The organism is Bacillus sp. V3-13, assembly GCF_002860165.1.
GTDB lineage: Bacteria > Bacillota > Bacilli > Bacillales > Cytobacillaceae > Bacillus_BJ.
Map to the genome: position 1 here is coordinate 101,532 of NZ_PGUZ01000033.1, position 24,025 is coordinate 125,556.

Annotated in this window: 25 protein-coding genes and 1 riboswitch; of the genes, 19 read left to right on the top strand and 6 right to left on the bottom strand. The window is 43.5% G+C overall.

The genetic code is table 11. From position 1 onward, the window contains the following. Nucleotides 1–84: 84 nt before the first annotated feature. From CU633_RS13520 to CU633_RS13545, 6 genes are all read left to right on the top strand, one after another. Complete coding sequence (locus CU633_RS13520) at nt 85–330, top strand: hypothetical protein (RefSeq protein WP_101661125.1); 246 nt, start codon at nt 85–87, stop codon at nt 328–330. A gap of 40 nt (nt 331–370) precedes the next feature. Further along, the gene (motA, locus tag CU633_RS13525; RefSeq protein WP_101661126.1) at nt 371–1,165 is read left to right on the top strand and encodes a flagellar motor stator protein MotA; all 795 of its coding nucleotides are present in this window, start codon (nt 371–373) and stop codon (nt 1,163–1,165) included. Beyond that, nucleotides 1,158–1,922 (top strand): flagellar motor protein MotB, encoded by a 765-nt coding sequence (gene motB, locus CU633_RS13530; protein ID WP_101661127.1) that lies wholly within the window; start codon nt 1,158–1,160, stop codon nt 1,920–1,922. The genes motA and motB overlap by 8 nt, the downstream gene beginning before the upstream one ends. 114 nt (nt 1,923–2,036) lie before the next feature. After that, a complete protein-coding gene (locus tag CU633_RS13535) occupies nt 2,037–3,134 on the top strand; it encodes a carbohydrate kinase (protein ID WP_101661128.1) in 1,098 nt (365 codons plus the stop codon). Nucleotides 3,135–3,149: 15 nt separating this feature from the next. Further along, complete coding sequence (locus tag CU633_RS13540; RefSeq protein WP_101661129.1) at nt 3,150–4,061, top strand: pseudouridine-5'-phosphate glycosidase; 912 nt, start codon at nt 3,150–3,152, stop codon at nt 4,059–4,061. A gap of 333 nt (nt 4,062–4,394) precedes the next feature. Further along, nucleotides 4,395–4,490, top strand: a riboswitch (cyclic di-GMP riboswitch). A 30-nt stretch (nt 4,491–4,520) separates the two neighbouring features. Next, entirely contained in the window at nt 4,521–4,670 is a 150-nt protein-coding gene (locus CU633_RS13545; protein ID WP_257958758.1) for an anti-repressor SinI family protein, read from the top strand. A 113-nt stretch (nt 4,671–4,783) separates the two neighbouring features. Here the strand turns inward: CU633_RS13545 and CU633_RS13550 are convergent, their stop codons facing one another. Continuing rightward, nucleotides 4,784–5,104 (bottom strand): helix-turn-helix domain-containing protein, encoded by a 321-nt coding sequence (locus CU633_RS13550; RefSeq protein ID WP_101661131.1) that lies wholly within the window; start codon nt 5,102–5,104, stop codon nt 4,784–4,786. 304 nt (nt 5,105–5,408) lie between these two features. Here CU633_RS13550 and CU633_RS13555 point away from each other — a divergent pair, with 304 nt between their 5' ends. Both CU633_RS13555 and map read left to right on the top strand, forming a co-directional pair. Beyond that, the gene (locus CU633_RS13555; protein ID WP_101661132.1) at nt 5,409–5,924 is read left to right on the top strand and encodes a type 1 glutamine amidotransferase domain-containing protein; all 516 of its coding nucleotides are present in this window, start codon (nt 5,409–5,411) and stop codon (nt 5,922–5,924) included. A 134-nt stretch (nt 5,925–6,058) separates the two neighbouring features. After that, nucleotides 6,059–6,820 carry a type I methionyl aminopeptidase gene (gene map, locus CU633_RS13560; RefSeq protein ID WP_101661133.1) on the top strand — a complete coding sequence of 254 codons (762 nt, stop codon included), beginning with the start codon at nt 6,059–6,061 and terminating at the stop codon, nt 6,818–6,820. 74 nt (nt 6,821–6,894) lie between these two features. Here the strand turns inward: map and CU633_RS13565 are convergent, their stop codons facing one another. Then, nucleotides 6,895–7,122, bottom strand: a complete 228-nt coding sequence (locus CU633_RS13565) for a DUF1128 domain-containing protein (RefSeq protein WP_101661134.1) — start codon at nt 7,120–7,122, stop codon at nt 6,895–6,897. A gap of 361 nt (nt 7,123–7,483) precedes the next feature. On the opposite strand from CU633_RS13565, the gene CU633_RS13570 reads away from it, so the two are divergent. After that, complete coding sequence (locus CU633_RS13570) at nt 7,484–7,888, top strand: YtxH domain-containing protein (protein ID WP_180954965.1); 405 nt, start codon at nt 7,484–7,486, stop codon at nt 7,886–7,888. A gap of 25 nt (nt 7,889–7,913) precedes the next feature. Beyond that, on the top strand, nt 7,914–8,729 hold the full coding sequence (locus CU633_RS13575; RefSeq protein WP_257958759.1) for a YihY/virulence factor BrkB family protein: 816 nt from the start codon (nt 7,914–7,916) through the stop codon (nt 8,727–8,729). 89 nt (nt 8,730–8,818) lie between these two features. On the opposite strand, the gene CU633_RS13580 is transcribed toward CU633_RS13575, so the two are convergent. Both CU633_RS13580 and CU633_RS13585 read right to left on the bottom strand, forming a co-directional pair. Further along, on the bottom strand, nt 8,819–10,741 hold the full coding sequence (locus CU633_RS13580; RefSeq protein ID WP_101661148.1) for a heavy metal translocating P-type ATPase: 1,923 nt from the start codon (nt 10,739–10,741) through the stop codon (nt 8,819–8,821). A gap of 217 nt (nt 10,742–10,958) precedes the next feature. Continuing rightward, nucleotides 10,959–12,149 (bottom strand): MFS transporter, encoded by a 1,191-nt coding sequence (locus tag CU633_RS13585; protein ID WP_101661136.1) that lies wholly within the window; start codon nt 12,147–12,149, stop codon nt 10,959–10,961. A gap of 166 nt (nt 12,150–12,315) precedes the next feature. Here CU633_RS13585 and CU633_RS13590 point away from each other — a divergent pair, with 166 nt between their 5' ends. From CU633_RS13590 to CU633_RS13610, 5 genes are all read left to right on the top strand, one after another. Further along, nucleotides 12,316–12,699: an OsmC family protein gene (locus tag CU633_RS13590; RefSeq protein ID WP_101661137.1), complete on the top strand. Its 384-nt coding sequence runs from the start codon at nt 12,316–12,318 to the stop codon at nt 12,697–12,699. 390 nt (nt 12,700–13,089) lie between these two features. Then, a complete protein-coding gene (locus tag CU633_RS13595) occupies nt 13,090–13,911 on the top strand; it encodes a YfkD famly protein (protein ID WP_101661138.1) in 822 nt (273 codons plus the stop codon). A gap of 114 nt (nt 13,912–14,025) precedes the next feature. Then, complete coding sequence (locus CU633_RS13600; protein ID WP_180954966.1) at nt 14,026–14,652, top strand: hypothetical protein; 627 nt, start codon at nt 14,026–14,028, stop codon at nt 14,650–14,652. A 170-nt stretch (nt 14,653–14,822) separates the two neighbouring features. After that, nucleotides 14,823–16,511 carry a gamma-glutamyltransferase gene (gene ggt / locus CU633_RS13605; RefSeq protein ID WP_101661139.1) on the top strand — a complete coding sequence of 563 codons (1,689 nt, stop codon included), beginning with the start codon at nt 14,823–14,825 and terminating at the stop codon, nt 16,509–16,511. Nucleotides 16,512–16,608: 97 nt separating this feature from the next. Next, nucleotides 16,609–16,809, top strand: coding sequence for an SE1561 family protein (locus tag CU633_RS13610; RefSeq protein WP_101661140.1), 201 nt, complete (start codon nt 16,609–16,611; stop codon nt 16,807–16,809). Between the two features lie 41 nt (nt 16,810–16,850). Here the strand turns inward: CU633_RS13610 and yfkAB are convergent, their stop codons facing one another. Beyond that, nucleotides 16,851–17,969, bottom strand: a complete 1,119-nt coding sequence (gene yfkAB, locus CU633_RS13615) for a radical SAM/CxCxxxxC motif protein YfkAB (RefSeq protein ID WP_101661141.1) — start codon at nt 17,967–17,969, stop codon at nt 16,851–16,853. Between the two features lie 581 nt (nt 17,970–18,550). On the opposite strand from yfkAB, the gene CU633_RS13620 reads away from it, so the two are divergent. From CU633_RS13620 to rlmD, 4 genes are all read left to right on the top strand, one after another. Beyond that, complete coding sequence (locus tag CU633_RS13620) at nt 18,551–20,101, top strand: fumarate hydratase (RefSeq protein ID WP_101661142.1); 1,551 nt, start codon at nt 18,551–18,553, stop codon at nt 20,099–20,101. 165 nt (nt 20,102–20,266) lie between these two features. Continuing rightward, on the top strand, nt 20,267–21,019 hold the full coding sequence (gene pdaA, locus CU633_RS13625; protein ID WP_374703374.1) for a delta-lactam-biosynthetic de-N-acetylase: 753 nt from the start codon (nt 20,267–20,269) through the stop codon (nt 21,017–21,019). Between the two features lie 121 nt (nt 21,020–21,140). Next, a complete protein-coding gene (locus CU633_RS13630; RefSeq protein WP_101661149.1) occupies nt 21,141–22,001 on the top strand; it encodes a DNA-3-methyladenine glycosylase family protein in 861 nt (286 codons plus the stop codon). A 17-nt stretch (nt 22,002–22,018) separates the two neighbouring features. Continuing rightward, nucleotides 22,019–23,401, top strand: a complete 1,383-nt coding sequence (rlmD, locus tag CU633_RS13635; RefSeq protein WP_101661144.1) for a 23S rRNA (uracil(1939)-C(5))-methyltransferase RlmD — start codon at nt 22,019–22,021, stop codon at nt 23,399–23,401. On the opposite strand, the gene CU633_RS22555 is transcribed toward rlmD, so the two are convergent. Then, nucleotides 23,398–23,703 carry a hypothetical protein gene (locus tag CU633_RS22555; protein WP_142383413.1) on the bottom strand — a complete coding sequence of 102 codons (306 nt, stop codon included), beginning with the start codon at nt 23,701–23,703 and terminating at the stop codon, nt 23,398–23,400. The genes rlmD and CU633_RS22555 overlap by 4 nt on opposite strands. Between the last annotated feature and the right edge of the window lie 322 nt (nt 23,704–24,025).

Sequence of the window (24,025 nt, forward strand, 5' to 3'; positions counted from 1 at the left end):
ATTCATTCCTTCTGATTTCAATTTTTTGTTCATATCGTTTCACAAAAAGATGCGATTATTCCCCGGATTTAAAAGATGTCTCAGATGAAATCAATTCTGATTTCACGTATCGCGGGTAAATATGCTTTTGCGCGGATAAATCAAAATTTTCCGCAGATCGCGTTAAACCCAACAATGAAGCGCTTGCATAATCTGCAACAAAGTTTCCTGAACGCAGGTGCTAAAAAAATTAATGTTTATTTGCCCTTTAAAAACAAGAAAAAATGTCGAAATAAAGGGAAATGGCTAAATTCTAATCTTTTGAAACAGATATTGGCAGCAAAGATTTAGCACAATTCAAAAAGTATGAGATAAGACAGGTGAACGGTTCATGGACAAAACGTCGTTAATTGGTGTTGTATTGGGTATTATTGCGGTAGGGGTCGGAATGGTATTGAAGGGTGTAAGTATTACAGCACTTGCCAACCCTGCCGCTATTTTAATTATTTTGCTTGGAACGGTTGCAGCAGTTACTATTGCTTTTCCAACTGCTGAAATTAAGCGCGTCCCGAAGCTTTTCGGAGTGTTGTTTAAAGAACAAACTCTTCTAAATACGGTTGATCTAATCCGGATGTTTTCTGATTGGGCTCAGCTTGCCAGGAAGGAAGGCTTGCTTGCTCTTGAAGCAAAAACAAATGAAGTAGAGGATTCATTTCTAAGAAGCGGCCTTTCGCTTGCCGTTGACGGGCAAAGTGCTGATTATATTAGAGATGTGTTATCAGAAGAAATAGAAGCAATGGAAGAACGGCACCAGGCCGGAGCCGCTATTTTTACTCAGGCGGGTACTTACGCGCCCACGCTCGGAGTTTTGGGAGCGGTTGTTGGGTTAATCGCGGCCTTGAGCAACATGGATAATACAGATGAGCTTGGAAGGGCGATCAGTGCAGCGTTTGTTGCGACATTGCTCGGGATCTTTACGGGTTATGTTTTATGGCATCCATTTGCGAATAAATTAAAACGCAAGTCAAAGCAGGAAGCTAAGTTAAAATATATGATGATTGAAGGAATTTTGTCGATTTTAGAAGGCGAAGCACCGAGGGTCATCGAGCAGAAGCTTGCCTCCTTTCTTCCAGCCGGGGAAAGGAAGAAATTTCTGGAAGAGAGCAGTGTGAAGGCGGATGAGTAAGCGCAAAAAAAAGCATCATCATGAAGATCATATGGATGAAAGCTGGTTGATTCCTTATTCAGACCTGCTTACCCTTTTACTCGCGTTGTTTATCGTTTTGTTTGCGTCCAGTTCTATTGATGTGAAAAAGTTTGAGGCACTGTCCAAAACCTTTAATGAGGTTTTCACAGGCGGAACGGGAGTTATGGAGTATGAAAGTCAGAGTCCGGTTCCTGAAGGGCGAATGGACCCGGCTGATCAGCCGGAAAAGGATCAACAGGAAAAAGATAAAAGCAGCGATGCCAATTTAGATCAACAGGAATTGGAAGAAATTCTCCAGAAAGTAAATGCTTATATCGAGGCAAACAATCTCACAGAAGTATTACAAGCTTCGCTGACAGATGAAGGCCTGCTCGTTTCGATTCGCGACAATGTTTTTTTTAGCTCGGGAAGTGCAGATGTAAGGGCGGAGGACAGGCAGATTGCAAACGAAATTGCCGCTTTGCTGGTGATGGATCCGCCCCGCAATATTATTATCAGCGGCCATACGGATAATATTCCGATTCGGAATTCACAGTTCTCATCCAACTGGGAGCTAAGTGTCATGCGGGCTGTTAATTTCATGAAAATTGTTTTAGAAAATAAACAACTGGATCCGCGCTGGTTTAGTGCAAAAGGATTCGGTGAGTTCCAACCCGTAGCGCCAAACGATTCTGACGAAGGCAGGGCCAAGAACCGGCGTGTTGAAATTCTAATTTTACCAAGAAATGCAGGTTAAGCCTGTTAGCTTAACCTGCATTTCTGTTTATCCGGGCTTAAAAGGTATTGTAAAGTTGCAAAACAAATGTTTATAATGAAAACAAAAGTCTGAAAGGGATGAGAGGGAAGCAAAGTGAATGAAAAGGAATCGCTTATTCTGCATTTAATAAAACAAGACCCGTTTATCTCGCAAATCGACCTTGCTGAAAAGACGGGACTATCACGCTCGGCTGCAGCCGGTTATGTTTCTTCTTTAATAAAGCAAGGAAAAATTCTCGGCAGGGCGTATGTTTTACCGACTGAAAAAGAGGTTATCTGCATTGGCGGCGCAAATGTGGACAGGAAGATTCAGGTGCTGGACAAGCTGGAATACGGCACCTCCAATCCAGGATACAGCTCGCAGTCATGCGGTGGTGTGGCCCGAAATATTGCCGAGAATCTGGGCCGGCTCGGAATTGATGCGGCGCTTATGACGGTCGTCGGTGACGACCATGAGGGGCAATGGCTTTTGGACTGCACAAAAGCGTTTGTTGATATTAGCCCCTCTCAACAAATATCAAAAATGACGACCGGAACGTATACCGCTGTTCTCGATAAGGATGGAGAAATGGCTGTCGCGCTTGCCGACATGTCCATTTATGACTCAGTGAGCATAGAAATGATCGAGAAGAAATGGGGCTATCTTGCCTCTGCTGGACTGGCCATCCTTGATACCAATTTTCCGGCAGAAGTATTGGCCCATATTATTAAACGTTGCGAAGAAGAGTCGATTCCACTTTGCATTACACCAGTGTCATCAGCAAAGGTAAAAAAGCTTCCCCCAAATTTAAGCGGAGTAACCTGGCTTATTGCCAACCAGCGTGAGGCGGCGACTTTATCCGGTGTGAAAATTCAAAATGAAGGCGACTTTTTTAAGTCGGCAGAAGCGATCCTGGAAAAAGGGGTTGAAAAGGCGGTTATTACCCGGGGAGACAAAGGACTTATCTATTTTTCCAAGCACGGTGAAGCGGGCGTGCTTTTACCGCCAAAAGTCGCGGTCGAAGATGTAACAGGTGCGGGAGACTCGCTCGTGGCCGGGATCGCATATGCCCATTTGAAGGGATTGAACATAGAAGACGCCTGTAAAATAGGAATGACCTGTTCGCAGATTACATTGCAATCCCATGAAACGGTTAATCCCGCTTTAAATCATATACGTCTTCAGGAAGCGTTCAAACAATTTTTTAAATAAGGGAGAATGTACACCATGTTAGAAAACGTCCTTGAATATTCAGCAGAAGTGTTGGAAGCAAAAAACCGCAACCTGCCAATTGTAGCATTGGAGTCAACGATTATTTCACACGGAATGCCGTATCCGCAAAATGTGGAAACAGCGAAAGAGGTAGAAAGTATTATCAGGAAAAACGGCGCTGTTCCTGCTACGATTGCGATACTAAATGGAAAAATTAAAATCGGTTTATCAGATGATGAGCTTGAGTTTCTGGCAAAAAGCAGGGATTTGGCCAAGGCAAGCCGGCGCGACCTTCCATATCTGGTATCCCAGAATAAAAATGGTGCAACGACAGTGGCTGCAACGATGATTTGTGCAAACATGGCTGGAATCGAAGTATTCGTCACGGGCGGCATTGGCGGTGTACATCGCGAAGCGGAGACGACGATGGATATTTCGGCGGATCTTCAGGAGCTTGCCCGGACGAATGTTGCTGTCGTCTGCGCGGGGGCCAAGTCGATTCTCGATATCGGACTTACACTTGAATACCTGGAAACGTTCGGGGTTCCCGTTGTCGGTTACCAGACTGACCGTTTGCCGGCCTTCTATACTCGAACAAGCCCTTATAGCGTAAATTTCCGTGTTGACGATCCGGATCAGGCAGCACAATTGATTCGTACCAAATGGGAGCTTGGGCTGGATGGCGGGATTGTGGTCGCAAATCCGATTCCGGAACAGGATGCTTTAGATGAAGCCTTTATTCAAGAGGTGATTGAAACGGCGCTCGCGGAAGCAAAGAAAAATAACGTGGCAGGCAAGGATGTAACTCCATTTCTTTTAGGGAAAGTAAAGGAGTTAACAAAAGGTTCAAGCCTTGATGCCAACATTGCACTCGTCAAACATAATGCGGATATCGGCTCCCGAATTGCGGTAAGTCTATCGAAATAATTGATTCAAAACAGCTCAGGTGAAGAGCTGTTTTTTATTAATGAACAAAAAGATCGTTTTAGAACAAAAAATCAGGAAAAATCTTCATACATAAATTGTCGGGAAAATAATTCGACTTTACTTTTGTTAATATTACAGAAATCCAGTTCGAATACTGCAATAAGTGGGCATTTTTTTAAAAGCCGGCGCAGAAATAGAGGAAAACTGAAGAATAATCGGGTTTTTTAAACAAATATGAGTACAGCCCTGCATGTTTCAGGTGACAAAAAATAACACCGTAATATTAAAGAAGTAGATACAATAATACCTAAGTATTAAGAGGATGGATGCACGGCCAGAAAAAGGCAAACCTATTGAAAGATGGGGACGCAAAGTCACGGGTCTAAGGTCTTGAAAACAGTTTCAGGCTAGGACGGCTGGATTGCCTGGAATACGAAATGTATTTTAGGGGGAGTTATGTTGGCAGGCGTAAAACAAAGCTTTGATGAAATCGATCTGGAATGGATGCTGCTGATGATTGAAGCGAAGGAACTGGGGCTCAAACAAGAAGAAATCAGGAATTTTCTTAATGATCATATTATGAAGGAAGTTGCTGTTGAAAATCGCTAAGACTTTTGAAGCAGAAGATGCCGGAACAAAACCAGCCATATACTAATAATCAAACCCGAATGGATGCTCTCTATAAAATACATAATAAAAAAACCTGTTAGGAAAAAACAGGTTTATTTTTTATTTATTCTCCATTTATTAAACTCCAAAAATTCACGGAATTGATCCTTCGTAACCCCGGAGTTCATGGCCTCCTTGACGAGGTTCATCCAATCTGAATCAAGCTCTTCTTTATTAGGCTGTTCATTGATTAATGTATCAACAGAAACTCCCAGTACAGACGAGATTTTTTCAAGAAACTGTATGGACGGGTTTCTTTGTAAATTGCGTTCCAAGGAGCTTAAATAGGATTTAGCAACACCTGCTTGATCAGCCAGTTCAGAAAGCGACATCTTCTTTTCCTGACGGATTTTTTTTACCCGATCACCAATCATCCAGTCTCACTCACCTTACATAAGTGTTCTATCATAATAAACCCCTGTATTGCTTGGTTTCATATAAAGAACAACCTGTATTTTATATTTACCACTATATATTATCATATATTATAACGGCTAATTCGAAATGGACAACATATTGTAAGAAAAAACGAGAAAAAATTTTTGAATAGCTGACGGTACTATAACCAAATGCGTTAGAAAGATGGAGGTATATACTCAATTTTAATGTTTAGCTGAAGAACAAACAGGGAAACCTCTAAGTGGGTCCAGATCATTACTTTAAGGGGATGAATATTTTATGGGTAAGAAAATTGCTTGTCTCGTGACAGATATGTTTGAGGACTCTGAATACACGGAACCTGCCAAGTCTTTTAAGGAAGCGGGCCATGAGGTCATAACAATCGAAAAGGAAAAAGGAAAAACAGTAAAAGGAAAACAAGGGCAAGCTTCAGTTACAATCGACCGGGGAATTGATGAGGTAAGCCCGGGCGAATTTGATGCCTTATTTCTGCCGGGAGGGTTTTCTCCAGACCAGTTGCGGGCTGACGAACGTTTTGTTTCTTTTGCAAAAGCATTTATGGATGACAAAAAACCGGTTTTTGCGATATGCCATGGACCGCAGCTGTTGATTACGGCAAAAGCATTGGAAGGGAGAAAAGCAACCGGTTATAAGTCAATAAAAGTTGATATGGAGTATGCAGGAGCCGAATATCATGATGCTGAGGTAGTAGTTTGCGGCAACCAGCTCGTAACGAGCCGTGATCCTAATGATATTCCCGCATTCAACCGGGAATCGCTGAACCTGCTTAAATAAAACGGCGACAAAAAGTTTAAATCCTTCTCCTGTTCCATCGGAGAAGGATTTTTTGATATTGGCAGGTTTCAGAGGTAATATAAGAAGGACCCCGTCATAGTATATGGGGGAGAGTGTTGAAAGGCGGCTAAAGAATGATTAATTTAAGGTCACAAAGAGAGATAGAGAAAATGAAAAAAGCCGGTGCTGTCCTGGCATCTTGCCATCAAGAGCTGGCCAACCTAATCCGCCCTGGCATTTCAAGCTGGGACATTGACCAGTTTGTAGAAGCATTTTTAAAAAAGCATGGAGCAACCCCGGAGCAGAAGGGTTATAAAGGATATGAGTATGCGACATGTTCAAGTATTAATGATGAGGTTTGCCATGGATTTCCCCGCAAACAGCCGTTGAAAAATGGCGATATTGTGACTGTGGATATGGTAGTCAGTTTAAATGGCGCACTTGCAGACTCAGCCTGGACATTTCCTGTCGGAAAGATCGATGAGGAGACGGAACGGCTTTTAAAAGTAACAAAGAATGCTCTTTATATAGGAATTGAAGCGGCGCAAAAAGGCAATCGGATCGGGGATATTGGACATGCGATCCAAACATGGGTAGAAGCTGAAGGATTTTCGGTTGTAAGGGACTTTATCGGCCACGGAATAGGTGACGTGATTCATGAAAAACCGGATGTTCCTCATTTTGGGCTTCCGGGCAAAGGGCCGCGGATAAAAGAAGGCATGGTGTTTACGATTGAACCGATGGTCAACGCTGGCAGTTACCATACGCAAATGGATGCAAATGGCTGGACAGCCAGAACCGCGGATGGCAAATACTCAGCCCAATATGAACATACGATTGCGATTACAAGCAACGGCCCGATTATCTTAACTGACCAGGATAATATTTCGATTTGATCCCGCCAAGCGCAATTTTTATATTTTATAGGGAAAATCCGCTACCTTAGTTGGTGAGCGGATTTTTTTACGGTTTACACTTGCTTGCGAAGATTTCCGAGTTCTTCTGCAAGAGCTTGCATTTCATTCGGGCTGAAGTTATTTTTTTTCATAACCAATTCATAAATTTCCTTTAATTCTTCATACATTTCTTCGTCAAAGTGGGAAGGTTTTATCGCCCCAAAATTTAAAACCTTCAGCTTTTCCTTGATTTTTTCAATCATATACTCAACGTTTTCAACCGTCTTTTCTGAAAGATCCACTGCCGTTCATCCTTTCAAGATTGGTCTTTTCATCTTTTCATGTCCTTTTAAAATTGTCAAATGAAATTCCATAACAAGGCAAACCTTTTGTCTGTTAACAATCCTGCAAAATCAACGGTTATACAATAATTCTCTTGCATGAACAAAGAAAGATGGTGGAAAATGAAAGTAGAGGAGAAATAATCGGATCAAGTGATGTCAAAAAAGGAGAAAACGGTTTTGTTCGCAGGAAAAAGGGGAAGGATTAAATCAAAATAAGCCTGTTTCCTTTTCGAAAGAGTGCATCATCGTTCTTTCATCAGGGCAGCAGAGCTTGGAGTATATTTCCCGATTTAAATCATATTTTAAAGGAGAGGATCATATGACAGACTCAAACAGGTTCTGGAAAGGAATGCTGTATGGTGCCCTTGCAGGCGGAGTGATCAGCTTGTTTAACAGGCAAACGAGGAACGCGTTTATGTCTGACTGCCGAAGCGCATTTGGCGGCGTGGCAAATATGGTTAAACATCCAGGCGCAGCCGCCGGCCAAATTAAGGAGGTAACATCAAAGCTTCGTTCAACGGTGGAAGAAATCAGTAATGATGTTGCCTTTATCAGCCAGAAGGTTGAAGAAATGCGCGAAATTACCCCGCAGGTTGCAGGCATTGTCAAGGAAACAAAGGAAGCGTTCACCGGCAATGATAAAAATCTGCAGGATGGGGCGGCTGCAACATCTGCTGTTGTTGCGAAAGAAAAGAGTTTAACAAGACAAGTTCCAATTCATTAAGCGACTAATGAGGTGGGGGATGAGAGTGCCGCAAAATTCTTTATTGAAGCATTTGTGGATAAAAATAGGAGAAGATGATGTGGGAGGCTTGTCTGCCCAACTCGCCTATTTTTTTCTGCTCTCATTGTTTCCCCTCCTAATTTTTTTGGTGACCCTCCTTCCCTATTTGCCGTTAAACAGTGAAGATTTACTTGGCTTTGTTCGGGATTTTGCCCCAGGCAACACGATGGTACTTATTGAAAGAAATATAAACGAAATAATGAACAGGAATGGCAGGCTCCTTTCATTTGGGGCTATTGCGACGCTTTGGTCTGCTTCAACCGGGATTAATGCCATTGTAAAGGCGTTGAACCGCGCTTATGATGTGAAAGAAAACCGCTCTTTTATCGCGGCGAGAGCGATGGCGATCTTCTTGACGATTGCGATGATTATCGTCTTTATTGTCGCGTTGCTTCTTCCTGTTTTCGGAAAGCAAATCGGTCTGTTTTTATTTTCAGAACTCGGGTTATCCCGCGAATTTTTGGCTGTCTGGAACATGCTGCGCTGGGGAGTCAGCACACTGATTTTATTTATCGTGTTTACGGTTCTTTACTGGATTGCCCCCGCGAAAAAAATAAAGTGTGTATCAGCAATCCCGGGCGCTGTTTTTGCTGTGATCGGCTGGATTTTAGCTTCGCTCGCTTTTTCGTACTATGTTGGAAACTTCGGCAACTTTTCGTCAACCTACGGCAGCATAGGTGCGATTATTGTCTTAATGATCTGGTTTTATCTATCAGCATTTATTATCATGATCGGCGGGCAAATCAATGCTTATTACAGCAAGCGAAATGAGGGTTGTTAGAGACCGGCTCCGTAACCAATGGAAAATAGAACAGGTTGACTAAACAATAGGCAGCAAAAAGGCTGGTACAGACACCAGCCTTTTTTAAATTATTTCAACAGCCGTAAGCTGTTCAAGATAACAAGAATCGTGCTGCCTTCATGGCCGATCACGCCAAATGGAAGGTCAAGCACCTGCAAAAAGTTAGAAGAGATTAACAGCATAATCACTGTGATGGAAAAGATGATATTTTGTTTGACAATCGTGTTCATTCTTCTTGAAAGCTCGATCGCTTCTGAAATGCGCGGCAGATCGTTTTTCATCAACACGACATCCGCCGTTTCGAGGGCTACATCGGTCCCTTCTCCCATCGCAATTCCGACGTTTGCTGCTGCCATGGCAGGGGCATCATTTATGCCGTCGCCAACCATGGCGACATTGCCGAATCTTTTTTTCAGCTTTTTCAGTTCTTCTACCTTTCTTTCTGGAAGGCAGTCAGCAATATATTCGTCGACATGGCTTTCCTGGGCAATCGCAACAGCTGTTTTTTCACTGTCCCCGGTAAGCATAATTGTGTAAACTCCGCCTTCTCTCAGGCTGTCGATCGCTGCTTTTGTCTCGGCCCTGACGACATCCTTTAAAGCAAAGGCAGCGACAATTTCTTCTCCGGCTTGAAGAAATACAATCGTTTTCCCCTCGCTTGCAAGCTTGCGGGCTGCACCATCAGCAAAGCTGTCGGCAGCTTCATTGCCGACAAAATCTCTTTTTCCCACTTTCCATTTTGCAGCTTCTATGGAAGCTTTTACACCCCAGCCTGCTACATCCTCAAAACTTTCCGGTTCGATCCACGCGGCTTTATAATATTTGCTGGCGTAGTCGACAATCGATTGTGCCAGTGGGTGGTTAGAGTGTTTTTCAATTGATCCGGCGATCTTCAGAGCTTCCTCTTTGGCAAATCCTTCTTTGACAATAACATCTGTCACCTCAGGCTTTCCTTTTGTCAACGTGCCGGTTTTATCAAAAGCAATTGCTTTCAAATGGCTGAGGTTTTCGAGATGGACTCCGCCTTTGAAAAGAATGCCATGCCGCGCGCCGTTGGAAATCGCCGATAATGTCGCCGGCATGATCGATGCCACAAGTGCGCAAGGGGAGGCAACGACAAGCAAAATCATCGCCCGATAAAAAGTCTCATTCCAGCTCCATCCAAGCAAGAAATGAGGAAGTATCATCATTAAAACAACCACAGCAAGGACGACCTTTACGTACGTACCTTCAAAGCGTTCAATAAATAATTGCGAAGGTGATTTTTCAGTTTGCGCGGATTGAACGAGCTGGATAATTTTTTGGAAGAGCGTCTCATTGCTGGGCTTTGTAATTTCTACCGTGATCGATCCATTTAAGTTAACGGTCCCGGCAAATACTTCATGACCGGGCGTTTTTGTGACAGGAATCGACTCACCGGTAATCGCTGCCTCGTCGATCGTTGTTTGCCCTTTGTGGATTCTTCCGTCCGATGGAATTCGTTCACCCGGCTTTACTAAAATATGGTCCCCGATGTTCAATAACGACACATGGACTTTTTCCTCCGCGCCGTTGGAGATTCTTAAAGCTTCTTCGGGCTGCAGTTCCATTAAAGCGGAAATTTCGTTTTGGCTCTTATTCATCGTATACGTTTCAAGCGCGCCACTCATGGCAAAAATGAAAATCAAGATGGCCCCTTCAGCCCAGTATCCGATGATCGCTGATCCAACAGCCGCAAAAATCATCAGCATTTCCACGTTCAATTCTTTATTGCCGATCGTATCTTCAATGCCTTCCTTCGCCTTTGCAAATCCCCCGATCACAAACGCGAGCAAATAGATCACCGCAGAGGCACTCCCGTTATCAAGGCGCTCGAGCAGCCAGCCTGCACCAATTAGCAATCCGCTAAAAATTGCCGCGATTAATTCAGCATGGGGCTTGATTTTTGTTAAGATGCTTTCCTGTTTTACCTCATATTTATTACCAGTTAAAGCTCGTGCGTCCGGATTCATCATTTCTCACCTTCCTGAGTTCTAATTGAGAAAAATAATCACAATCAATTGCCCTATAAAACGACGAAAGCTGCCATCTTCGCGATGACAGCAGTAATGCTCAAGGTTATATCGAATTATTCTTTTGTGAAAATTACTTTAAATCTATACTATCATACAAGGCATGAGGCTGAAAAGCATTAAGTTTGAAAAATAACAGCAGCGGGCAGCCTATTTTTCAAAGCTTATATTGTGCGTAAAGCGTTTTATGAACAGATTTGGCCGGACGAAAAACAGCCAGCCCGATAAAAATCAACAGCAGCATAAAACTGATTACATAGAAGAAACTTGCACCGGGCAAATATTTGATCGCCAGTCCGCCAATAAACGGACCTGAGACACTGCCAAAGCTGAAGAAAATTCCGCATAAAAGGTTCCCGGCCGGCAGCAGCTCTTTCGGCAACAGATCGGCCATATAGCTGATACCGAGAGAGAAAGTCGAGCCAAGCAACATGCCCGCAATAAAGAAGCAGATAAACAGAGCCGTGATCGATTGTTCAAGCATTCCAGCCGCAGTGAAGCAAATAAACCCGGAAATCATCACAAAATGCAAAACATTTTTCCTGCTGTATTTATCGCTTAAAATGCCGAGCGGCAGCTGGAAGACGATTCCGCCGACTGCAAAAGCGGGCAGGAGAATCGATACAGCGCTGACCTCAATCCCGGATCTTAATGCATAGACCGGGAAGTTCCCGTTAAGCGATGCTTCTAAAAAGCCGTAACCAAAGGTCGGCAGAAAAGCTACCCAGGCATATTTCCATACCTGGCCAAACCGCTTAAACGTACCCAAAAAAGAAGTGGTCCCGATTGCCTGGTCTGGCAGTTCATTTTTAAGCAGCCAGACTGCCAGCCAGGCAACAAAGCTTATCAGAGCTGAAATCATGAAAGGGAGCGATTCGTTCACTTCAATTAATCTTGTCATCAATGGCCCGGCAGCAAAGCCAAGACCAAAAAAAAGACCGTACAAAGATATGTTTCGTCCCCGCTTGTTTTCAGGTGAAAATGAAGTAATCCAGGTTTGGGTGCTAAAGTGAAGCATATGATCACCTATACCAACAACCAGCCGAAGGATAAACCAAAACCAGAAAGATTTCCAGACAGGAAACAAAGCAAGTGACAGCGCCACCGCCAGGCCTCCAACGACAATGAGCGGCTTGTAGCCATATCTTCTCAGCGGGCTTTCCATTAATGGCGAGGCGAGCAGAATCCCGATATACAGGGCGGTTGTATGGAATCCGTTCAAGGAAGATGACATTCCGTCCCGTTCAAAAATAATCGCAATCAGCGGCAGCAGCATGCCCTGGGAAAAGCCTGAAATAGCGACAATTCCAATTAAAATCCAAAAACGCAGTGTTATATTATTTTTCATCATCATATTCTCCAAACTAATAATCAGTTCCTTAAGAAATGTTAACGGGAAAGAGCGTTCTTTGCAACCAAAATAGAACCGGGAATGTGCATTTCTTTTCGTTCATAAAGAAATAGGGTAACCTGTTTATAGGATCTGGCTTTTATCAACGAAACGGGGTGCAAGGATGGAGTTTAACATGAAAGAATCGGGCTTTTACAGTGAATTTGCGTTCGGAAGGCTGGATGTTTCCGGAGATGAGCAGCATGGTTTCCGCCCCTTCCAGTTGATGGTTTCCGCTCTTGCGGTATGCAGCGGGGGAGTTTTGCGAGGAATACTGGAAAAAATGCGCATGCAAGTAGACGATATAAAAATCGAGGCAGATGTGCGGAGAAATGAACAAGAAGCGAATAAAATCGAAGAAGTTCACCTACACTTTCGAATTTACGGTAAAGATTTAAATGAAGACAAAATGAAAAAAGCAATGAAACTAACAGAGAAAAATTGTTCAATGGTGCAATCGGTGAAAGGAAGCATTGTCATCAAAGAAACTTTTGAATTAATAGATTAACGACAAAAAAGACTCCAGACAGGTTAGTGTCCAGAGTCTTTGTTCTTTTCAAATGTATGATTATTGTAAATCACGGTTCTAACGTTAGGAGTAACTCAATCGCTCGATTGTCAGTAAGCATCACCAACCTTCATTTGTTATCGTGTACAAGTGACATCTAACAGCTTCAGTTGTTTTTGCCTCCTTTTTTTAAAATAAGCGAATGATGACTACCCTCCTTTTGTTGTGTTAAGTTGATTATAAGCTTTTATGATAAATTTGTAAATATTCTGATTATTAAAATATGATTACATTTATGAGAAACATTTAAAAAGTCATGGATAATATAAGCCGACTCCGAAAAAACTAACACCATAACTTATGGAGTAATAGCTGAAAGGAGTCGACATCATGAAAAAATACTTATCCCTTCTGTTCATTTTTCTCATTTCGATATCGATTTTTTTACCTACGGCCTTGGCGGAGAAAGAAAAAGGAAAGGCCGCACAGCCCCAGCAAAGTAAATATATTATACCGGGTGCTGTTATGAATATCACAAAAGAAAACACTTACCCCAATCCGGCCCAGGATATGCCTTTTTTGCAGCCAAGTGAACTGACACAGAAATTGGTTCATTCCACAAAAATCAAAATTGAAAATCCTGAGTTGATCAGAATGCTGAATGAAACGACGATCAACAGTACTCCATTCGCGGTTGGTTATCGTGCCGTCATTTACCTTGGCCAGTGGCCGCTAAATTACGAATCCACGGAAACGGCCCCAAACTGGGAGTACCAAAAGATCAATACAAATTACTTTGATAACCGGGGCGGGAATACCCCGTATCAAATGCATTACGTTCAGGAGGCCCAAAAGGTCGTTAAAGGCGGGCTAACAGCAAAAGTGCCAAATGCTGAAGAAGTAAAGGAAATGATGCTCGTGAAGGCAACCAAAAAAACGAATTTGCCGCTTTCTTTTGAAACAATCGTCGGGGCAGGTACAAAAAAGGACCAAATCTACAACATTCCTGCCAACCGGCTTGGCTATCTGTATGCCCATGCTTCGGCTGTCAATGAAAAAGGGAAGGTTACTTACGGAGAAGTTTATATTATGCTTAAAGGCAATAAAAAGAAGCTCGTTATAAAGAACATTGTTTCACAGGGAATAGGTGCATGGATACCTGTTCAAGATCATGTTTCATTCACTTTTGTCTCCTCTGAAAAGCCTCGTTAAGCCATTTTAGTAGACGGAAAAAGAGAGAGTGTACCTCGCACTTTCTCTTTTTTCAGTTTATAACCAATTCAAACAGGGAAATAAATTGTTAACTGACATAAAGGAGGAATTATCATGGCGCAAAACACGATGGATACTGAAAAAAACAGCAAGCTGTTAAAAGGAATCATTCTTGGAGGAATTATCGGAGGAGCTGTTGCGTTAATGGACTCCTCGACCAGAAGCAAAGTAAAAGGTACGGTAAGCAATTTAAAGGATTCCTCTATGCACATGTACGAGGAAGTTAAGCAAAATCCAGGCGAAGTAAAGGATCAAATGATCAATCAATTTAAACATGCTTCCAATACATTAAAAGAAGCGATTCAGGATGCTCAGAGGTTATACGAAAAAGTGAATGAAGATGTGTTCAGCCGTATGGGGGAAGTCAAGGAGATTTCCAATGATGCAATGTCAACCGCAAAAGAAGCTAAAAATGATCTAATGGGAATTGGCAGCAAGGTAGCGGAAGCCGGTTCAGAAATAATTGAAAATCCGCTTGATGCAGTGAAATCTGGTTCAAATAATAATAACATGAGCAACAGCTCTACCAATAGCAACAACAATTCCAATAGCACTAACAACACTGGAAGCAGCAGTACGAGCAGCATCAGTATAAATGGCGGCTCTGGCAACCAAAAAAGCACTACCTCTCCACAAGGAGCAGGCAATACAAAAATCGTTCCGCCTGGAAAAAATAATTAATGGACAGGCTTGAAAAAACAGCAATCACTGGATTGCTGTTTTTTATTTGGAGAAAAGCCAAGAAAAAGTGGTTCCATTAACATATCACCCAGTATTTATCTTGTTTTAGGCGAGTTGGCTCTGGGTATTTACCTTTAACTGTTACTTTCTTGAAAATGGAGGAATTGGCGATGATTAATGAGACAGATAAATCATTTATAACCCGCAGCAAACGGGCATCAATAGATAGAGAAACAGCAAAAGGCCGTACAGGCATGGTGGCTTCGGCGCACCACCTGGCAACCGATATCGGCGAGAAAGTCCTGGAGTCGGGAGGAAACGCCATTGATGCGGCTGTCGCCATCCAATTTGCTTTGAATGTGGCCGAGCCGATGATGACCGGGATTGGCGGGAGCGGATTCATGATGGTCCATCATCGCGATTCAAATGAAACAAAAATTTTTGACGGACATACAAGAGCGCCAAAGGCGGCTCATCCCCGGATGTTCCTTGACGACAGCGGGGAGGTTGTTCCGTTTAAGCAACGGTCAACACATGGGACAGCGGTCGGAGTACCGGGCATACTAAAAGCGATGGATACAGCGCTGTCGGAGTATGGTACGAAGTCGCTCGCCGAACTGATCGAACCGTCCATCGAGCTGGCCGAAAAGGGAGTCGAAATCAACTGGGTGTTCAAGGATGCGCTTGAGCATTTCGATTATCGTCTTGGTAAGCATGCTAAAAACTTTTATCTTCCAGAGGGTAAACACCGCAAGGAAGGCGAAAAGTTAATGAAAAAAGAGCTTGCCCATACGTATCGAATTTTGCAGGAAAAAGGGACCGCTGCCTTTTACGAAGGCGAGATCGGAGAGGCGATCATCGCTGCCTTAAAGGAAGAGGGCGGATTCATGGAACTGGATGACTTGAAAAATTATCAAATCACGATCGATGAACCGATGTGGGGTGAGTATAAAGGGTATAAGATTGCCTCATCCAGCCCTCCAAGTGCCGGCGGATTGATGGTCATCCACATATTAAAGCTGCTGGAAAGCTTTCAATTGGAGCAATACGGTCCGCGTTCATGGGAAAAATATTATTTGCTTGCTGAAGCGATGCGGATCGGTTTTTCCGACAAGGTCACTTATTTTGGTGATCCTGAATTTGTGGAAATGCCGGTAAAAGGATTAATTGATGACCGCTATATCGATGAGCGGAGAAAGCTGATCAATTTTGAACGGCGAAACGATGCCATCGAGTTCGGCAACCCGTGGAAATACGACAAACCGGGCGCTCATCACTATGTCAGCCAACCTGATGATATCGAAAAAAGCGAGACCACCCATTTTACGGTAACCGATCAATGGGGAAACATTGCTGCCTGTACTTCTACAGTTGAACATCCTTTCGGGTCGGGAATCATGGTGCCTGGTTACGGATTTATCCTCAATAACGAATTAACCGACTTTGACGCGGTACCGGGCGGGCTTAACGAAGTGCAACCCGGGAAGCGTCCGGTCAGCTGTAAAAGCCCAACGATTATTTTCAAGGATGACAGGCCTTTCCTGACTCTTGGATCACCGGGAGGCCCAACGATCATCGGCTCCGTCTTCCAAACAATTATTAATGTGATTGATTTTAAAATGGATTTAAAGGAAGCGATCGAAGAACCGCGAATTATGGCGACAACCGGCCCGTTAATTGAATGGGAAAAAGGAATCAGCATGGAAAGCAAAGGGATTCTGGAATCGATGGGCTATCAATTTGCTGACGAACCCCATGTCATTGGCAATGTACAGGCGATCCAATTCGATCAAAAAACAGGAACCATATATGGTGTTGCGGACTCCAGCCGGGAAGGAAAAGCAAGCGGAATGAATTAATGTATCCAGTCCTGACATTTAAGCTCCTGAAAATTTTCCGTTGCAGAAAAGCGCAATTTTTTGTAGGATTGAAACGGTAATGAAAGGAGAGAATGTATTGGGCAGCCCAATTCATGATAAAAATCAACAGATTGCTTTTTTAAAACAGCGTTTAAATATGTTTCTTGAAGTCCTTGATGCGATTGATCCCGGAGAGGCCGATATTGATGATATCGACCGCCTGCTTGGCATTATGGATGAATTGGAATCAAAGTGCCGGGAATTTAAAAACCGCGAGATTGGTTCTGAACAAGGATAATAGCTAAAAAACCCCTTGCCACCGGGCAAGGGGTTTAAATTTTATAGGATGTTGGCTTTTCTTTTTGAAAAATCAATGTCAGGATAATAACTGTTTTTCACAAGAACATTCGGCCCCAGACATTTAACGGCTGGACAATGGCAGTTTAACTGCGAAGCAAGGTCGGATTTTATCCAATTGTTGTAGGCATCCTCCAGGCTGTCTTCTTTGATGTTCCCAAGTGGAGGAGTGTCGCCAAAATCAGTGACAATCACATCACCTGTAAAAATGTTGACGTTTAATCGCGAACGTCCGTCGGGATCATTGCGGACAGTTACATTTTCTTCCGTGTAAAGCCTTTTTAGCAACTTCAGATCTTCGCCATTGCTGCTGCAAGGATAAAAAGGTAGCGTCCCGAACAACATCCAAACCCTTTTATCGCGAAAATCGAGCAAGCGATGAATCGCACTTCGTATTTCGTCCAATGTTAACACTTCTAAAGTTGACGCAAAGTCTGATGCGTACATTGGATGCACTTCATGCCTCTGGCATTTCATTTCTTCAGTAATTTGGCGGTGGATATTTTCAAGATGAGGCAATGTGCGTTTATTAAGCATCGTTTCGGCAGAAACAATCACACCCGATTCAGCCAAAGCGCGGCTGTTCTCAATGATTCTTTGAAAAAGTGCTTCCCTCTGCTGCACTGTCGGTTTTCTGTCCATCATTGCAAAGCCGCCTTCAACAAAATCATCTACGGTTCCCCAGTTATGCGAAATATGCAGTACATCCAAGTAAGGCGCGAGTTGCTCATAACGGCTTAATTCAATCGTTAAATTTGAATTGATTTGCGTCCGAACGCCACGTTCGTGAGCGTATTTCAGGATCGGCAACACATAGTTTTCGACCGATTTTTTTGACAGCATCGGCTCTCCGCCGGTAATGCTGAGCGAACGAAGTGCGGGAATCTCGTCCAGCCTTTTTAAGAGCAGGCTGATCGGAAGGCCATTCGGATCTTTTGGCTGAAGCGTATACCCGACCGCACAGTGCTCACAGCGCATATTGCATAACACCGTTGTAGTAAATTCAATATTGGATAATACTTGTTTTCCATGCTCTTCGACATCCATATAAGCTTCCCATGGATCAAAGAACGGAGATATTTGTCGCTTTTCAGTTATCATTTTTCATTCTCCTCGTAGTAACTGCAATCCTTAGTCATTATTGAGGTAACAACAATAGATGTCAATAGTTTTACATTCATGTGGGATTAGATTATATGGACGAGAAACTAAGGTATGAGCCACAAATTCTGGGATACAAGCTGCTTCTTCTTCCGCAAATTTATGAGCATTTTTCGAGATTTATGAGCGGATCTTGAGATTTATGAGCGGAATTTGAGATTTACGAGCGGAACTTGAGATTTACGAGCGGAACTTGAGATTTACGAGCGTTTCTTGAGATTTACGAGCGGAATTTGAGATTTACGAGCGGAACTTGAGATTTACGAGCGGAATTTGAGATTTACGAGCGGAACTTGAGATTTACGAGCGGAACTTGAGATTTACGAGCGCAATTGCGGATTTACGAGCGAAATCCGAAACGCCGAATTTATGAGCATTTCATAATCAGATGCAAACAAGATGAAATCGCTTGCAGCCAATATCTTTAAATTGGCAGTTGATAGGAGTATAATGAAAAAGAAATTAAGTTGCCAAAATTGCGAATTATTTATGAGTGGGGCGTAAAGGGAAGGGGAATGGACATGAGCATAGCAGCATTTCAAGAAAGTATGTACAAACTGATCGTCGAAACATCGACAAAGCTTCCAAAGGATGTAAGACGGGCAATAAAAGCTGCAAAAGAACGCGAAAACGCGGGAACGAGATCGGCGATGAGCCTTGATACAATCGCCAATAATATCAAAATGGCCGATGAAAATGTTTCTCCAATCTGCCAGGATACCGGCTTGCCGACTTTTAAAATAAAGACACCGGTTGGTGCCAACCAAATTGAAATGAAAAAAGCGATTCAAGCTGCAATCGCACTCGCCACAAAGGACGGGAAATTACGGCCAAATTCGGTTGATTCGTTAACAGGGGACAACAGCGGCGACAATCTTGGTGCCGGCACTCCTGTCATTAAGTTTGAGCAGTGGGAAAAAGATTATATCGACGTCCGCCTGATATTAAAGGGTGGCGGTTGTGAAAATAAAAATATTCAATACAGCCTGCCATGCGAGCTGGATGGCGTGGGCCGGGCCGGCCGCGATCTGGACGGAATCCGAAAATGCATTCTTCACTCAGTCTATCAGGCGCAGGGCCAGGGCTGCAGCGCCGGATTTATCGGAGTCGGCATTGGCGGAGACCGCTCCTCAGGCTATGATCTTGCCAAGGAACAGTTATTTCGTTCTGTTGATGACGTCAACCCAATTCCCGAACTTCAGCAATTGGAAGATTACATTCTTGAAAATGCCAATAAGCTGGGGATCGGCACAATGGGCTTTGGCGGGGAAACGACGCTCTTAGGTTGTAAAGTAGGTGTTATCAATCGGATACCAGCGAGTTTCTTTGTTTCAGTTGCATATAACTGTTGGGCGTTCCGCCGTCTTGGCGTGTTGATTGATCCAGAAACCGGGGCCATAAATGAGTGGCTGTACCAGGAAGGAGATTTAATCGAGTTTGCGGAACAGGAGGCTGCCGCAGAAGTTGCCGCAGCATCAGAAACTGCAAGTGAAGTAATCACACTTGAAGCTCCGCTTACAGAGGAAAAAGTAAGACAGCTCAAGGTTGGCGATGTTGTCCGGATTAACGGCATGATGTACACCGGCCGCGACGCGATCCACAAGTACTTAATGGACCATGAAGCTCCGAGGGATTTAAATGGACAGATTATTTATCATTGTGGACCGGTTATGCTAAAAGATGAAGACGGCAGGTGGCATGTAAAAGCAGCCGGCCCGACAACGAGTATTCGTGAGGAACCGTACCAGGGAGATATCATGAAAAAGTTCGGAATTCGTGCCGTGATCGGAAAAGGCGGAATGGGACCGAAAACATTGGCAACTCTCAAGGAGCATGGAGGCGTTTATTTAAATGCGATTGGCGGCGCGGCCCAGTATTATGCCGACTGCATCAAGTCTGTTGAAGGGGTCGATCTCATGGAATTCGGCATCCCCGAAGCGATGTGGCACTTGAAGGTAGAAGGGTTTACTGCGGTCGTCACTATGGATTCTCATGGAAACAGTCTGCATGAAGATGTCGATAAATCTTCACTCGAGAAGCTTGCCCAGTTTAAAGAAGCTGTTTTCAAATGAAACGAACAAGGAGGATGGCGCAGTTGCTGTCCTCTTTTTCTTTTATCTATAGTCCTTCAGCCTGAATGTTTTTTTATGAAAAACAAACACTAAAGAAAACATTTGCGGAGGCTGAAAATGAAAAACAGTTTAAAAACACTTTTGATTCTGATTCTCCTGCCATTGATGTTTCAAAATAGTGCAGCTGCCGAGACGGCGAACTCTCCGATTCACTGGGGAATCAAAAGGGCTGCCAACGAGATTCCGGCAGAAGCAGGCAAGCCACTCGATCAGCTGCTGGAAAGGTATGATGCTTTTTATAAAGGCGATCCCCGTAAAAAAGATATTTACCTTACTTTTGATAATGGCTATGAAAATGGCTACACGGGCCAGATTTTGGATGTATTGAAAAAAGAAAATGTACCCGCTGCCTTTTTTATAACCGGACATTATCTGCAAACCGCGCCAGATCTGGTGGAGCGCATGAGTGACGAAGGACATACGATTGGCAACCATTCGTGGCATCATCCTGATTTGACAAAGGTGAGCGACAAACGGTTCAAAGAAGAGCTTGAAAGAGTAAGGAGCGCAACAGCTGAGCTGACAGGAAAAAAGCAAATGATCTATTTGCGCCCGCCACGGGGCATTTTTAGTGAGCGGACACTCGCGCTTGCCAAACAGGAAGGTTACACACATGTTTTCTGGTCACTTGCGTATATTGATTGGCAAACAGACCGGCAAAAAGACGCAGACTATGCATACAACAATATTATGAAACAAATTCATCCTGGAGCGGTTTTGCTGTTACATACTGTATCGAAGGACAATGCCGATGCATTACAAAGCGTCATTCGGGACTTAAAAAAACGCGGATATACTTTTAAAAGCCTTGATGATCTTAGAATGGAAAAGGTGATACAAGAGCGAATGCTTTACTAACTAAACAATGTTTGAAACTCGCCCTCAGCAGCGGCGAGTTTCATTTTTTTTGTGCACCTGCCGCGATATGATTCATAAAAAATGCTATAATACGGGGAAACTGATAAAAGGACGGATGGATATGGAAACATTGAAGATTGCTGGCCCATATAATTTTGACCTTGTGCTGGACAGGCTCTCGCTTGATTCATTAAATACAGTTAACAAAGAAAAGCGTGCGGTTAAAGTCCCGCTGGTGATAGAGCGCGAGCCGTTTGTTGCCGAGATTACTGCTAAAGGCACGGTGGATGAGCCTGAGTTTAGTATTTCGGGGATAGAGAATCGCTATAAAGAACCAGCAATAGCAAGATTGTCGGCAATCTTTCAATGGCATACGCCTTTGCAACAGATTCATCAGCATTTTCAGGCAACAAAGCTGAAAGACCTATTTACTAAGCATTACGGAACACCGCTTGTACTCGATTTCGATCCATACAGCTGCTTGCTTAAATGCATTGTCCATCAACAATTAAATCTGTCTTTTGCACAGACACTTACAGAACGCATGGTCAAAACCTTTGGATTTGAAAAAGACGGGGTCTGGTTTTATCCACAACCCGAAAGGCTGGCGGCTCTGAAGACGGAGGATCTTAGAGCTTTGCAGTTCAGCGGTCGCAAAGCGGAATATGTGATCGGAATTGCCCGGGAAATTGTCGAAGGCCGGCTCGATTTTTCTGAAATTGAAAAGTTGCCAGATGATGAGATTATGGCAAAACTGATCAAGCTTCGCGGCGTCGGGCCTTGGACCGTGCAAAATTTCCTGCTGTTTGGACTTGGAAGGCCAAATCATTTCCCGACAGCCGACATTGGCATCCAAAATGCATTGAAAATATTGTTTGGTCTCGACCGAAAACCAACTCTCGAAGAAATGGAAGACTATAAAATCGGTTGGGAACCATATTTAAGCTATGCTTCGCTTTATTTATGGAGGAGCATTGAATAATACTGGAGTTGTACATCATGAAAAATGAACAAACCGTTAAAATAAAACCGAATCAAACTTTTCCGCTGACGATTAAACGGCTCGGAATTAATGGGGAAGGCGTCGGATACTTCAAGAAACAAGTAGTATTTGTACCTGGAGCTCTCCCGGGAGAAGAAGTCGTAGTTGAGGCAACCAAGGTCCATCCAAAGTTTGCTGAAGCGCGAATCAAGAAAATCCGTAAAAAGTCGGAGTACAGAGTTAAACCGGTCTGTCCCATTTACGAACAATGCGGAGGCTGCCAGCTTCAGCATTTGCACTATGACCAGCAATTAAAGGGAAAACGTGATATCGTTGTTCAATCCCTTGAACGACATACAAAACTGAAAGTTGACGAGCTAGACATTAGAGAAACGATCGGCATGGCTGATCCATGGAATTACCGGAATAAAAGCCAATTCCAGGTCGGGGAACGTGATGGCAAAGTACTTGCCGGTCTATACGGCTTAAACTCGCACAAACTGATCAACATCCAGCAGTGCGCCGTTCAGCACCCGCAAACGAACAACGCGACAGAAATCGTCAAAGGTGTCCTGCAGGATTTGAAAATCCCGATCTATAATGAAAGAACCCGAAAAGGCGTCGTCCGGACAATCGTGGCGAGAGTCGGAGTGCAAACTGCAGAATTGCAGATCGTGCTCATCACCGCAACGGCCGAGATCCCCAAAAAAGATCTTGTCATCCAGGAAATTCTCAAGAGGCTGCCAGATGTAAAATCGATTGTCCAGAACATCAATGGTGAAAAAACATCGGTGATTTTCGGCGATAAAACAGAAACATTGGCCGGCAAGGACTTCATCCAGGAAACGTTGGGAGAGCTATCATTCGAACTGTCAGCCCGTACCTTCTTCCAGCTGAATCCCGAACAAACGGTCGTTCTCTATAATGAAGTGAAAAAAGCGGCAGCGCTCACCGGCAAGGAAAAAATCGTCGATGCATACTGCGGAGTTGGAACAATCGGACTGTGGCTGGCGGATGACGCAGCAGAAATCAGGGGAATGGACGTCGTCCCGGAATCGATTGAAGATGCAAAGAAAAACGCAAAGCGTCATGGAGTGGACCAAGCAACGTATGTCACAGGCAAAGCAGAAGACCTCCTGCCAAAATGGCTGAAAGAAGGCTGGAAACCCGATATCATCATCGTCGACCCACCACGCACCGGCTGCGACCGTCAATTTTTGCAGACAGTACTGAAAATAAAGCCGAAGAAACTGATTTATGTTTCATGCAACCCTTCCACTCTTGCCAAGGATATTGATTTCTTGGGCCGGGAATATAAGGTTGAGTACATTCAGCCTGTTGACATGTTTCCGCAGACTGCGCATGTGGAGTGCTGTACACTGCTGGTCCGAAAAGATTAGTAATAGCAGCTGTAGTGAGTAACAGGTCTTATATAAAAACCAACAGGTCTAAATTTTTTAGGGTTAATTAGGGTGAACCGTACCATAAATAAAGGTAAACTATTAAGGGACTCAAGCATGTCCCTTTTATATTTACCGTATGAAATGGAGCTTTTTGACCAGGCATCTAGCTGTTGTTCAAGGTCTGGATAAATCTTTTGCAGCAATTCGTAGCTGTCGGCCATAGCATCGATGGTGAAATCAAAGAAAAGGTTAATCTTTGTAATATGACGGCCTATACCACGTGGTGCTTCTAGACTCACCTGAATGTCTTTAATGATAGAGCGGAGCAGTATTTTTTGTTCTTCTGGCTCAACCTGTGAGAGTAAAACCTGAAAATCCCCTAATAATCGTTGTACTGAATCATAGTCAACAGGTGAAGTATCGGCTTCTGTTATTTCCGTATTTAATGTTTCTAGGCGTTCTTCTAGCTGCTTTTTTTGTTCCTGGGAGGAGACTAGTACACGATCAAAATTAAAGTTATGAGTTAGACGAGAATGGGTAAATACCTCTTAAAAAGAGGTGTGCCGTATGCCTATCGTTAACGAAGTTCGGTTATCGCAAAGGGAACGAGCAAAACTTTAT